The organism is Acinetobacter sp. WCHA29, from assembly GCF_002165335.1.
Lineage (GTDB): Bacteria > Pseudomonadota > Gammaproteobacteria > Pseudomonadales > Moraxellaceae > Acinetobacter.
On record NZ_NHRQ01000023.1, the window covers coordinates 1 to 12,416 of the forward strand.

The 12,416-nt window shown below is 39.6% G+C and carries 13 protein-coding genes and 1 pseudogene; 11 read left to right on the forward strand and 3 right to left on the reverse strand.

All coding sequences use genetic code 11. The annotated features are described in order from the left end of the window. Both CDG59_RS15535 and CDG59_RS12590 read right to left on the reverse strand, forming a co-directional pair. Positions 1-219 (reverse strand): annotated as a pseudogene (locus CDG59_RS15535) (hypothetical protein); the annotation flags it as partial. Between the two features lie 199 nt (positions 220-418). Next, positions 419-1,192, reverse strand: coding sequence for an SDR family oxidoreductase (locus CDG59_RS12590; protein WP_087545606.1), 774 nt, complete (start codon positions 1,190-1,192; stop codon positions 419-421). A gap of 93 nt (positions 1,193-1,285) precedes the next feature. Here CDG59_RS12590 and mazG point away from each other — a divergent pair, with 93 nt between their 5' ends. The 9 genes from mazG (at position 1,286) to yjgA (ending at position 7,949) form a co-directional block, all read left to right on the forward strand. Further along, complete coding sequence (gene mazG, locus CDG59_RS12595) at positions 1,286-2,092, forward strand: nucleoside triphosphate pyrophosphohydrolase (RefSeq protein ID WP_087545607.1); 807 nt, start codon at positions 1,286-1,288, stop codon at positions 2,090-2,092. Beyond that, positions 2,061-2,489 (forward strand): ComEA family DNA-binding protein, encoded by a 429-nt coding sequence (locus CDG59_RS12600; RefSeq protein WP_087545608.1) that lies wholly within the window; start codon positions 2,061-2,063, stop codon positions 2,487-2,489. Before mazG ends, CDG59_RS12600 begins: the two co-directional genes overlap by 32 nt. Before the next feature lie 139 nt (positions 2,490-2,628). Continuing rightward, the gene (gene pcnB, locus CDG59_RS12605; RefSeq protein WP_087545609.1) at positions 2,629-4,083 is read left to right on the forward strand and encodes a polynucleotide adenylyltransferase PcnB; all 1,455 of its coding nucleotides are present in this window, start codon (positions 2,629-2,631) and stop codon (positions 4,081-4,083) included. Next, positions 4,080-4,568 (forward strand): 2-amino-4-hydroxy-6-hydroxymethyldihydropteridine diphosphokinase, encoded by a 489-nt coding sequence (gene folK / locus CDG59_RS12610; RefSeq protein ID WP_087545610.1) that lies wholly within the window; start codon positions 4,080-4,082, stop codon positions 4,566-4,568. Before pcnB ends, folK begins: the two co-directional genes overlap by 4 nt. Before the next feature lie 39 nt (positions 4,569-4,607). After that, on the forward strand, positions 4,608-5,417 hold the full coding sequence (gene panB, locus CDG59_RS12615) for a 3-methyl-2-oxobutanoate hydroxymethyltransferase (protein WP_087545612.1): 810 nt from the start codon (positions 4,608-4,610) through the stop codon (positions 5,415-5,417). A gap of 3 nt (positions 5,418-5,420) precedes the next feature. After that, entirely contained in the window at positions 5,421-6,266 is an 846-nt protein-coding gene (gene panC / locus CDG59_RS12620) for a pantoate--beta-alanine ligase (protein WP_005164365.1), read from the forward strand. Positions 6,267-6,289: 23 nt separating this feature from the next. Continuing rightward, positions 6,290-7,141, forward strand: coding sequence for an RNase adapter RapZ (gene rapZ, locus CDG59_RS12625; RefSeq protein ID WP_087545613.1), 852 nt, complete (start codon positions 6,290-6,292; stop codon positions 7,139-7,141). Beyond that, entirely contained in the window at positions 7,138-7,407 is a 270-nt protein-coding gene (locus tag CDG59_RS12630) for an HPr family phosphocarrier protein (RefSeq protein ID WP_087545614.1), read from the forward strand. The genes rapZ and CDG59_RS12630 overlap by 4 nt, the downstream gene beginning before the upstream one ends. 2 nt (positions 7,408-7,409) lie before the next feature. Next, a complete protein-coding gene (gene yjgA, locus CDG59_RS12635) occupies positions 7,410-7,949 on the forward strand; it encodes a ribosome biogenesis factor YjgA (protein WP_005164369.1) in 540 nt (179 codons plus the stop codon). A gap of 45 nt (positions 7,950-7,994) precedes the next feature. On the opposite strand, the gene CDG59_RS12640 is transcribed toward yjgA, so the two are convergent. Beyond that, positions 7,995-9,638: an acyl-CoA synthetase gene (locus tag CDG59_RS12640; protein WP_087545615.1), complete on the reverse strand. Its 1,644-nt coding sequence runs from the start codon at positions 9,636-9,638 to the stop codon at positions 7,995-7,997. A gap of 264 nt (positions 9,639-9,902) precedes the next feature. Between CDG59_RS12640 and thrS the strand changes: the two genes are divergently transcribed. Both thrS and infC read left to right on the forward strand, forming a co-directional pair. Next, complete coding sequence (gene thrS / locus CDG59_RS12645; protein WP_087545616.1) at positions 9,903-11,825, forward strand: threonine--tRNA ligase; 1,923 nt, start codon at positions 9,903-9,905, stop codon at positions 11,823-11,825. Positions 11,826-11,830: 5 nt separating this feature from the next. Beyond that, the gene (gene infC / locus CDG59_RS12650) at positions 11,831-12,382 is read left to right on the forward strand and encodes a translation initiation factor IF-3 (protein WP_081399795.1); all 552 of its coding nucleotides are present in this window, start codon (positions 11,831-11,833) and stop codon (positions 12,380-12,382) included. Positions 12,383-12,416: the final 34 nt, after the last annotated feature.

Genomic DNA, 12,416 nt, shown 5'->3' on the forward strand with positions numbered 1-12,416 from the left:
TGCTGGCATATACAATTTAGATTGGGTGAAAGATAAACAATTAAATTGATTGAAAAATGATTTATGAAGGAAGTCTAATGATGAACGAAAATTCTGAGCCGTATCCGTATAGTTATCAAATAAACCAGCATGTGCTTGAGTTGTTAAACCAGAAATCGATAAACTTATGCAACTGATGAATAAGAGTGAAAGCTTTGGTTTTAATAATAAAGATGACATATAAACCCCTGTAAAAATACAAAATGTATCAAAAATTATGCAAATATACAAAAAGTTATAAATAATTAACAGGGATTTAAGGAGATATTTAATAAATATTTTTATTTTATAAAGTAAAAGATTTTTTTATTAGTATAAGTTTTTGAAACATAATATTTATTTTGATTCATTCAAATATTATTTGAATGAATCTTTTAATTTATCTTTTTGATAGAAAAATATTAGTCAGCCGATTTAAAAACTGTGGGCTAATACTCGACAATTGATACATCAGCTTAGTTTTGATACCTACAGGAGTATGGGTCGGGATCAGGGCATGATCTTTTTGTTGTGCTAGATGTAATACTTGTTTTGCTACATCAGCGGGGGTTAAATCAACGCCAATATTTTGAATACTACCCGCATCCATATTCTTCACCATATTGGTTTGTACAAATAAAGGCATTACATCGAGTACACGAATATTATATTTTTGCCACTCTACATCTAAGGCTTCTGTTAAACCACGAACAGCAAACTTACTTGCTGAATATGAGGCTAAATCAGCTTGTCCATAAATTGCTGAAGCTGAAGAAAGATTAATTACACGGGCAAAACTCGCTTTTTCTAGATGGGGTAACCCAGCATGGCAACCATTCAGAACTCCTTTGATATTGATATCCACAGTGCTATGATGGGATTGAATTGACGTCTCTTCAAATGCACCAGAGTATAAGATTCCAGCGTTGTTAATTAAAATATTCAGTTCGCCTGCCCAATTTTTAAAATCTTGTAGTGCTATTTTCCACTGACGAAAGTTACTGACATCTAAATAACCCGCTTTAGCATTTTCACCAAGTTCGTTGGCTAAACGAAGCGCTTGCTCATCATTAATATCATAAATACCGACTTTGTAACCATGACGATGAAAGATACGTGCAATCTCAGCACCAATTCCTTGTGCTGCACCGCTAATAAATACGCTATGTTGCATTGCTTTCCCTTGCTTTATCATATTTCTTTAATCGGCGTATATTACGCATAAGCAGGTTCAAGCTGCAACATTTTGGTGTATTTGGAGGAATTCATGGAAAAGTTATTAGAAATCATGCACGAATTAAGACAAAAGTGTCCATGGGATCAACAACAAACACCAAATAGTTTGACACGTTATGCGATCGAAGAGGCTTATGAGGTAGAAGCTGCGATTCGAGAGGGCGATCTAAATGAAATTCGTAATGAGTTAGGCGATTTGTTATTGCAGGTCGTGTTCCAATCTCAGATGTATAGTGAACAAGGCGCATTTAACTTTCATGATGTGGTAGATGCAATTAGTGAAAAATTAATTCGTCGTCATCCACATGTATTTCAAGCTGAAAAATATCAAAATTTAGATCCAGAACAAGTCAGTGAACTATGGAAACAAATTAAGCAACAAGAAAAACAAGGTAAGGCTCAATCTCGACTAGATGACGTGAAACATGCGCCAGCATTGGTACAGGCACATGAGATTCAAAAAAAAGCAGCGCAGCTAGGTTTTGATTTTGAAACAGTTGAAGATGCTTATGGAAAGTTAAATGAGGAATTAGAGGAATTACAACAGGCAATAAAAACTCAAAAAACTGATGAAATACAAGAAGAATTTGGAGATTGCCTATTTTCTTTAATTAACATAGGACGTAAAATTGGCGTGTCGAGTGAGACTGCATTATTGGCAACGATTCATAAATTTAGAAGCCGATTTGCATATATTGAACAACAAGCACAAAGACAAAATAAAGACTTGCAAGAAATGAGTTTGGCAGAAATGGATGAACTCTGGGAGCAAGCAAAACGACACTTAAAACTTCAGGGGAAATCCAATGAATTTGCCGCAACCACGCAGCAAACATAACTTTGTTCTATTTATTTTTATATTTTTAAGCTGCTTTGTTTATGTGAGTGCACAGCCATTTGATCAATCCTATGAAAAATGGAAAGCTCAACAACAAGCACGTGATCAGCAATTAGCGAAGCAGCCTAACAATAATTATTATTTATCAAGACCTACGCCACAGAAAAGCTCCCAGCAAGTTTCATCCTCTACCAATATTCAGGGCGATAAGATTAGTTTGAACCAAGCAAATTTACAGCAGTTACAGACTTTAAATGGCGTTGGTGAGAAAAAGGCTCAGGCTATTGTGGAATATCGCCAAAAGAATGGTGGTTTTAAAACGGTAGATGAGTTGGTCAATGTCAAAGGAATTGGTCCAAAATTACTTGAAAAAAATAAAGCACGCTTAGCATTATAGGATAAAAATAAAGATGATATTGCAATTAAAACACACTGATCTGTTGAAACTTCAACAGAATAAATTGCCCTTTGAGTGTGTTAGAGCTATGATTAGCGACAAATTGTTATTTACGTCCTGACGTAGGAGACAGTGTCTTTTGCAAACTTTGCGTGCGTCAAAATGTGGTTTGTCCACAGCCCAACTCCCTTCTTCAATATTAGATGTAATCGATAGCCTAACGAAAGCGGGCTATGAGGCATATATTGTGGGCGGCGGTGTTCGCGATATGATGTTAGGTCTTAATCCTAAGGATTTTGATGCTGTCACCAATGCAACACCAGCACAAGTGAAAGAAGTTTTTGGTCGACGTTGCCGAATTATTGGTCGACGTTTCGAATTAGCACATGTTTATTCTGGTCGCGAACTGATTGAAGTCGCAACTTTCCGCGCTCCTCCCAAAAAAGCAGTCACCAGTGCTTCTGGTATGATCTTGCGAGATAATAATTGGGGAACAATTGAGCAAGATTTTGCGCGTCGAGATTTCTCAATTAATACTTTGTATTATCAACCGCGCCAAGCGATCGTGCTAGATTTTTGTCATGCAGTTGATGATATTAAAACGCGTACTTTGCGTTTTCTAGGTGAGCCTGCCCAGCGATTTGAAGAAGATCCCGTTCGGATGTTACGTGCTTTACGTTTTGCTGCGAAACTTAACTTCCAAATTGATCAATCCATTCTTGATGTTTTTGATGTTGAAATGACCCAACTGTTGCGTGACGTTTCACCTCATCGATTATACGATGAGTCTCAAAAATTATTTACGATGGGACATCTTGCACGCGTTTTGCCGATGCTGATTGAGTTTGGTGTTTGGAAGCAATTATTTGCTGAAATTCCTCCAAATCTAACAGCTTTCATCGAACGTGCAGCTAAAAATACTGATCAACGAATTCAAATTGGTAAGACCATTAATCCCGCATTTTTTTATGCAGTATTGTTATGGAAGCCTTTCTTAGAGCGTTGTGATTTTTATTTAAATAAAGGTGTTGTTCCTGCTGAAGCACGTGCCCAAGCTGGTTTAGATGTATTGAAACGTCAAGCCACACGTACCATTATTCCTCGTTTTGCTGAAACTTTTATTCGTGAAGTATGGGAAATGCAAACCCGTTTGCTCAATCCAAAACCACAGCAAATTGAAGCTTTAGCTGGACATGCACGTTTTCGTGCAGGCTTTGACTTCTTGTTGTTACGTGAGAAATCAGGTGATAGCAGTACCGAAGGCATGGGTATTTGGTGGGAAGCTTACCAAGAAATGTCAATCGATCAAAAAGAAGTCGCAATTCGTCAATACAACCGTCAACGTAGTAAAACACGCCGTAAGACAGTTGAAGTTGATGAGCCAAAGACCACTGAGATTGAGCCTTTGGTCAATGTCCCTGAGCCTAGAAGCCGCCGTGCCAAGAAAGAACGTGTTAGAGCAGATGAATCAACTAGCCGTTTTATTGAAAAAGCGACTGCCGTTTCAGGACAAATCAATGCAGATCATCCGATCCTTAAGCGTAAGCGTGTACAACGTGATCTCAGCCAAGTGGTTTTTGGACCGACGCAATGACTATTCGTACCTATATCGGTTTAGGCAGTAACTTAGGCGATTCACAACAGATTCTTAGCGAAGCTGTTGTGAAGTTGGCTAGTTTAGGTTCGGTAAAAGTTTCAAGGCTTTATCAAAGTCCGCCGATGGGTCCTCAGGACCAGCCAAATTATCTAAATGCCGTTGTTCAATTGGACACGACACTTGAAGCACTTGCCTTATTAGACCAATTACAACAATTTGAGCAAGAAGCAGGTCGTATTCGTTTAAGGCGATGGGGAGAGCGCACGCTTGATTTGGATCTATTGATTTATGGTCAAGAGCAGATTCAAAATGAACGTTTGACCGTACCACATATTGGTATTTTAGAGCGTGATTTTGTGATCCTTCCCTTATTAGATTTAGATGCTCATTTACACTTAAATGGGCACTCATTAAAAGATTTAGAACTAGTGCAGCAAGCAAACTTAACTGTAATCGCAGATCAATCTTGGGCAACTGCGTAAGATTGTTTCGTTCTGGAAATGCCTGCAGAGGATATCATCATGATTAGTCTAAGTGACTTAAGAAAATTTAAAGCTGATGGACGTAAGTTCTCATGTCTTACTTGTTACGATGCAAGTATGGCTAAAGCGATGGAATTGGCTGAAATTGATACAATTTTAATTGGTGATTCTCTAGGAATGGCGATTCAAGGAAGAGATTCCACACTTCCTGTGACAGTTGAAGATATGGCTTATCATACAGCAGCTGTACGTCGTGGTAATTCGCACGCCTTAATTATGACTGATCTACCATTTATGAGTTATGCAACGCTTGAAGATGGTCTAAAAAATGCCAAAGCCGTGATGCAAGTAGGCGCACAAATGGTCAAGATTGAAGGCGGTGCTTGGTTAAGTAAATTAGTCCAAGTTTTGACACGTAATGGTATTCCTGTCTGTGTGCATTTGGGTTTAACGCCACAATCAGTACACGTATTCGGCGGCTATAAACTTCAAGCACGAACGCGTGAAGCAGCAGATCAATTAATTGCGGATTGCCAAGCTGTGGTTGATGCAGGTGCTGCGGTATTATTATTAGAGTGTGTTCCAGCTCAGTTAGGCAAGGAAATTGCTGAACTATTTCCTAATACTCCAGTGATTGGTATTGGTGCAGGCAATGAAACTGATGGACAAGTTTTGGTGGTACAAGACATGCTTGGTTTAACTTTTGGTCGCGTTGCGCGTTTTGTGCGTAATTTTATGAAAGAACAAGCGGGCGAAACCGCAATTATAGATGCGTTTAAATCGTATCATGCTGCTGTTCAAAATCAATCATTTCCAGCGAAAGAACACACTTTTCAAGTTGAGCTCTAACTCATGAAAACAGAAACAACAATACAAGGCTTAACCGCATCATTAGCACCGGCAAGAACAACAAAAAAATTAATTGGTTTTGTGCCAACTATGGGGAATTTGCATGAAGGTCATTTGACTTTGGTGCGTGCTGCAAAAAAAATCTGTGATGTCGTGGTGGTGAGTATTTTTGTTAACCCAATCCAGTTTGGTGCGGGTGAAGATTTTGATAGCTATCCTCGTACCTTAGAACAAGATAGTCGTTTGTTGGCAGATGTAGGGTGTGACATTATTTTTGCCCCTTCTGTCGATCAAATGTATGGCAAGCAGCCTCGTTTAACCAATATTAGTGTTAGTCAAATTACCAATGATTTATGTGGTCAATCGCGTCCAGGTCATTTTGATGGCGTGGCGGTTGTTGTTACTAAACTATTCAATATTGTACAACCTGATTATGCTTTTTTTGGAGAAAAAGATTATCAACAATTGGCTGTAATTCGTCAGTTGGTGCAGGATTTAAATATTCCATTAGAAGTCATCGGCGTACCAATTGTACGAGCAGCAGATGGTTTGGCTTTAAGTTCACGCAATGGTTATTTGTCTGAAGAGCAAAGAAGTATTGCGCCAAAAATTTATCAGTTGTTAAAACAAGCTGAGGTTGGATTGGGAGAGGGGCAATCACTTTCGCAAGTGTTAGCAAATATCTCAACGGAATTGACACAAGCTGGATTTGTTGTGGATTATGTAGAAGCTCGTCAACCTAATTTGCAACCAATTGAAGAGTTTGATCGTGATTTAGTTTTATTTATTGCGGCTAAATTGGGTTCAACACGTTTGATTGATAATTTACACATTAATTTCAAAACATAAAATAAATTAAAGGGCGATATGCGATGAAGCGTATTCTTATCGTGACAGGACAGTCAGGTTCAGGAAAATCATCTGCATTACAGGTGCTTGAAGATTTGGGCTATTATTGTATAGATAATTTACCTTTGGCATTATTGCCTGAAATTGTAGCTAAACTGGATCATGAAAATAATTTAGAGCAGTTGGCATTAGGTGTGGATATTCGGAGTACTCGTGCCGATATGCAAGAGTTCGATCATGTTTTTGAACAATTAAAAAAACATGGTACCGTGGATGTCATTTATTTAACCACGCAAGATCAGGACTTAGTTGCACGGTTTAGTTCTTCGCGTAGACCACATCCCTTAGCAAATCGTTTTAATAGCCTGTTGCAGTGCATACAGGAAGAAAAACAGTTGCTGATACCGATCCAGTTTCGTTCCACCGTGCATATTGATACCACAGATAAAAGTGTCCATGATTTAAAGCATATCCTGCTGACCAAACTGGGGCAGTCAGACAAGTTGATTGTGATTCTACAATCCTTTGGCTATAAACATGGCATTCCGCTTGATGCCGATTATGTATTTGATGTGCGTCATTTACCTAATCCGCATTGGGATTTAGAGTTGCGTCGTCTTTCTGGGTTGGATGATCCCGTCTGCCGTTTTTTAGAAAGCAATCAGCAAACCAATGAAATGTTTACCGATATTTATAACTTCTTGGAAAAATGGTTGCCAGCTTTTGCGGAAGGGCATCGACATTACATGACCATTTCAGTGGGATGTACAGGTGGGCAACATCGTTCAGTTTATATCGTGGATAGACTCAAACAGGCTCTTAAGGCAAAATGGACTGTCCAAATCTTACATAGAGAAATGAAGCACTGGTCATGATAGACACAACAATTGATGTAATTAATAAACTCGGCTTACATGCGCGTGCATCTGGTAAACTGATTGAAGTCACAACCAAATTTAGCTCTTCGATACAAATCGGCAAGGGTGATAAATTGGTTGATGCAAAAAATATTATGTCATTGTTGATGTTGGGTGCTGGTAAAGGCACAACATTAAGATTGGTGATTGATGGTGCTGATGAAGAAAAAGCACTGGAAGAAATTCAAACGCTGTTTGCAGCAAAATTTTATGAGGCAGAGTAATCGTGGCACGTGGTACCCAACAACGTTATACAGATGAAGATTTTGAGTCATTAGAAGGACGTGCGAGTAGAACCGAGCAAAAAAAAGCTGTGCAACGTATGGCTGCTTTAGGTGAGCAATTGGCTCAACTCAATCCAAAACAAATTCAAAAGCTTCCTGTCGATGAGCGTTTGATTGATGCATTACTTGAAGTGCAGAAGATCAGTTCATTTGAAGCACGTCGTCGTCAGTTTCAACGTGTTGGTAAGTTATTGCGTAATGAAAATGAAACCACGATTTTATCTTATTTGACACCGCAACAAGGTGCTAAAAAACAAATGCAATTGATGCGTTGGGTAGATCGAATGATTGATCAAGGTGATCCAATCATTAATGAGTTTAGTAAAGTGTTTAATGCTTCTGAACGCCATACTTTGCGTCAGCATGTTTTACGCATTCATCGTGATATCAAACAGCAGGTGAGTGAAGAAGAACTTGCCGCATCCAAGCTCAAATTTGTGAACTATGTACAGCAAGTCGCCTTGTTATCTGATCAAGGTTAAAGCCAAAAAGAAGTTTCAGTTGAAACTTCTTTTTATTTTTAGGCATTAATTCTCAAACGAAACGCTAGCTCGTTCTTTTGCCCACTCTCTTAAAATAAATTTTTGTAATTTGCCTGTTGATGTTTTTGGAATCTCAGTAATCACGACATCTTTGGGAACTTTAAAGCGAGCCAGTTCTTTTTGGCAATGTGCAATAATTTCTTCTGCGGAAGCAGATGCACCTTGCTTCAACTCAATAAATGCACAAGGCACTTCTTGCCAACGTTCATCAGGTTTTGCGACCACTGCGGCGGTGAGTACAGCAGGGTGGCGGTAAAGTACATCTTCGACTTCGAGCGATGAAATATTTTCGCCACCTGAAATGATAATATCTTTAGAGCGATCAGTAATTTTGGCATAACCATCAGGATGGCAAACGGCTAGATCTCCTGTATGAAACCAACCACCTTTAAAAGCTTCTTCAGTCGCTTGTGGATTTTTGAGATAACCTTTCATCACGATATTACCACGGAACATAATTTCGCCCATGGTTTGTCCATCATTCGGTACGGGTTGCATCGTTTCAGGATCAAGTACTCGCATACTGTCTTGGAGTGGATAAGGAACACCTTGGCGTGAATGAAGTTGAGCCTGTTCTTGAATAGATAAGTCACTCCATCCTGCTTGCGAAGCACATAATGCCGATGGGCCATAGGTTTCTGTCAAACCATAGACATGATTAACATTAATTCCAATATGGCGCATACCTTCAATAATCGCAACGGGCGGGGCAGCTCCAGCAACCATGACTTCAACATGGTGGTTGAAAGCTGTTTTTTGTTCTGCTGGAGTATTGATGAGCATGGATAAGACAATTGGCGCACCGCAGAAATAATCGACTTTGTGTTCAGCGATATATTTAAAAATTAAAACTGGATCAACTCGACGTAAGCAAATATTGGTGCCGCCACTAGCTGCAATTGACCATGCAAAACACCAACCATTACAGTGAAATAGTGGTAGTGTCCATAGATAAACCGCACGAGGTTTCATACCACATGCCAAAATATTACTGGCCGCATTGAGATAAGCACCACGATGGTGATAAACCACACCTTTTGGATTGCCTGTGGTGCCTGAAGTGTAATTCAGACTAATCGCATCCCATTCATCTTGTGGAAGTAGCCATTCAAATTCAGGATTGCCTTCAGCTAACCACGATTCATATTCATATTGCCCAAGTGCAATTTGCTCACCTTCGTATTCCTGATCAAATACATCAATCACAATAATATCTTGAGAGATCAGCGTTAATGCTTCTTCAGCAAGTGATCTGAATTCTGGATCGACCAAAAGAACTTTTGATTCTGCATGAGCCAACATAAAAGCAATGGTTTTGGCATCGAGACGAGTATTCAGCGTATTGAGTACTGCACCTGCCATTGGTACAGCGAAATGTGCTTCAATCATTGCAGGTACATTCGGCAAGAGTACCGAAACGGTATCATTCTTTTGAATTCCTAACTGAGTGAGCTGATGTGCAAACTGGCGACAACGTTGATAGCTTTGTTGCCATGTGATTTGATGTTCCCCATGAATAATGGCGGCTTGGTATGGATAAATATAAGCAGCACGTTCTAAATAACGTAAAGGTGATAAAGCAACGAAATTTGCAGGGGTTCTCGGTAATTCATCATATGCACTAACCATGTGTTTGCTCCATTTGTGTTTTTTTCATTTATATCTATATCAACATAGTGTGTCATTCAGTCTAAATCATTTAGGCTTTAGTCGGAGATGAAGCTTAATCAATCTAGGTTTTTATGATTCAAAGGTTTCATCCTCAACTAAACCTGTGTAAAATCTTGAATACTTTTTTATCCGCCGTTTTTTATCTTTTGAGGTTCGCCTCAATACATAATCTCGCGGTGATATGCTCCTTCGTATAGGGCATCACTCCTTAAGGATTTTATTATGCCAATTATCACTTTGCCAAATGGCGATCAAAAACAGTTTGATCAAACCGTATCTGTGATGGACGTTGCATTAAGCATTGGTCCGGGTCTTGCGAAAAATACCGTAGCAGGTCGTGTTAATGATCGTCTAGTCGATGCTTCAGACTTGATTACCGAAGATGCAACTGTGCAAATTATTACGCCTAAAGATGAAGAAGGCGTAGAAATTATTCGTCACTCTTGCGCACATCTCGTTGGTCACGCTGTTAAGCAGCTGTTTCCAGAAGCAAAAATGGTAATTGGTCCAGTCATTGAAGAAGGTTTCTACTATGACATCTGGATGCCACGTCCTTTTACTTTAGATGATATGGCAGCGATTGAAGAGCGTATGAAAAAGCTCATCGATCAAGATTATGATGTCATCAAAAAAATGACACCACGTGATGAGGTGATTGCAGAATTCACAGCACGTGGCGAAGAATACAAATTGCGCTTGATCGCAGACATGCCGAATGAAACACAAATGGGCTTGTACTACCATCAAGATTATTTGGATATGTGCCGTGGTCCGCACGTACCAAACACTAAATTCTTAAAATCATTCAAGCTCACAAAAATCTCTGGTGCTTACTGGCGTGGTGATGCGAAGAATGAACAGCTTCAACGTATTTATGGTACGGCTTGGGCTGATAAAAAACAGTTAGCTTCATATATCAAACGTATTGAAGAAGCGGAAAAGCGTGACCATCGTAAAATCGGTAAAGCTTTAGATTTATTCCATATGCAAGAAGAAGCACCGGGTATGGTGTTCTGGCATCCAAATGGTTGGACAATCTACCAAGTGCTTGAGCAATACATGCGTAAAGTTCAGCAAGACAATGGCTACCTAGAGATTAAAACGCCGCAAATCGTCGATTTTACGCTTTGGGAAAAATCTGGTCATGCAGCCAACTACGCAGATAACATGTTTACGACTCATTCAGAGAGTCGTAACTATGCTGTTAAGCCAATGAACTGTCCTTGTCATGTACAAGTGTTTAACCAAGGTTTGAAATCTTACCGTGATTTACCAATTCGTTTGGCTGAGTTTGGTTCTTGTCATCGTAATGAGCCATCAGGTTCTTTACACGGGATTATGCGTGTTCGTGGATTTACCCAAGATGATGCACATATTTTCTGTACCAAAGAACAAATTGGTCAAGAAGTTGCTGACTTTATTAAGCTGACTTTAGATGTTTATAAAGACTTCGGCTTTGAAGAAGTGCAAATGAAACTTTCTACACGTCCTGAAAAACGTGTCGGTGATGATGCACTTTGGGATTTGGCTGAAAAATCTTTGGCGGATGCTTTAGATAACGCAGGCTTGGCTTGGGATTTGCAACCTGGTGAAGGTGCATTCTATGGTCCGAAAATTGAATTTTCATTGAAAGATTGCTTAGGCCGTGTATGGCAGTGCGGTACGATTCAATGTGACTTCAACTTACCAATTCGCTTAGATGCGTCTTATGTCACTGAAGACAATGATCGTGATCAGCCAGTCATGTTGCATCGTGCAATTCTTGGTAGTTTTGAGCGATTTATTGGTATACTAATTGAACATTATGCTGGTTTCATGCCACCTTGGCTTGCACCTGTGCAAGCGTGTGTAATGAATATTACCGATGCACAAGCAGAAGCATGTGAGCAAGTGGTCGCAAAATTCAAAGAAAATGGCCTTCGTGTCATTTCAGACTTGAGAAATGAAAAAATCGGATTTAAGATTCGTGAGCGTACCCTAGAGCGTATTCCTTACCTTTTAGTTCTCGGTGATCGAGAAGTTGAAGAAGGTACTGTTAATGTGCGTACTCGCTCAGGAAAAAATTTAGGTACTATGTCAGTAGATGCATTTATTGACCTAGTGAAATCTGCCGTTGCCGAACGTGGCCGGTACATTGTGGAGTAATAAAGATTAAACAGCCTGACCGTAACCAGCAACAAGGTGCTAAAAGTAACCGTCCTGCAATTAACGAAGAGATCCGTGCGAAAGAAGTACGCCTCGTCGCTGCAGATGGAGAACAAAAAGGTGTTGTTTCATTAACTGAAGCATTACGTGCTGCTGAGGAAGCTAATCTTGACCTTGTTGAGATTGTTGCTAATGCAGAACCGCCTGTTTGTAAAATCATGGACTACAACAAGCACTTATTTGACTTAAAGCAAAAGCAAAAAGATGCGAAGAAAAAACAGCATCAAGTGCAAGTGAAAGAAATCAAGTTACGTCCTGCAACGGACGTAGGTGATTACCAAGTAAAATTGCGTGCAATTTTACGTTTCCTTGAAGAAGGGAATAAGGTGAAAATTACCTTGCGTTTCCGTGGTCGTGAGATGGCACATCAACAGCTTGGTTTGGCTCAATTGCAAAAAATTGAAGCTGACGTTGCTGAGTTTGGCGTAGTTGAACAAGCGCCGAAGATGGAAGGTCGTCAGATGGGCATGTTACTTGGTCCGAAAAAGAAAAAGTAATCATCCAATCATCAAAAAAGCCCTGCTCGAATAG

Coding starts and splice junctions, on each gene's coding strand:
- rapZ (WP_087545613.1), top strand. CDS start 6,290: ATGAAGCGTATTCTTATCGTGACAGGACAGTCAGGTTCAGGAAAATCA.
- folK (WP_087545610.1), top strand. CDS start 4,080: ATGACTATTCGTACCTATATCGGTTTAGGCAGTAACTTAGGCGATTCA.
- CDG59_RS12600 (WP_087545608.1), top strand. CDS start 2,061: ATGAATTTGCCGCAACCACGCAGCAAACATAACTTTGTTCTATTTATT.
- CDG59_RS12590 (WP_087545606.1), bottom strand. CDS start 1,192: ATGCAACATAGCGTATTTATTAGCGGTGCAGCACAAGGAATTGGTGCT.
- thrS (WP_087545616.1), top strand. CDS start 9,903: ATGCCAATTATCACTTTGCCAAATGGCGATCAAAAACAGTTTGATCAA.
- panB (WP_087545612.1), top strand. CDS start 4,608: ATGATTAGTCTAAGTGACTTAAGAAAATTTAAAGCTGATGGACGTAAG.
- panC (WP_005164365.1), top strand. CDS start 5,421: ATGAAAACAGAAACAACAATACAAGGCTTAACCGCATCATTAGCACCG.
- mazG (WP_087545607.1), top strand. CDS start 1,286: ATGGAAAAGTTATTAGAAATCATGCACGAATTAAGACAAAAGTGTCCA.
- CDG59_RS12630 (WP_087545614.1), top strand. CDS start 7,138: ATGATAGACACAACAATTGATGTAATTAATAAACTCGGCTTACATGCG.
- CDG59_RS12640 (WP_087545615.1), bottom strand. CDS start 9,638: ATGGTTAGTGCATATGATGAATTACCGAGAACCCCTGCAAATTTCGTT.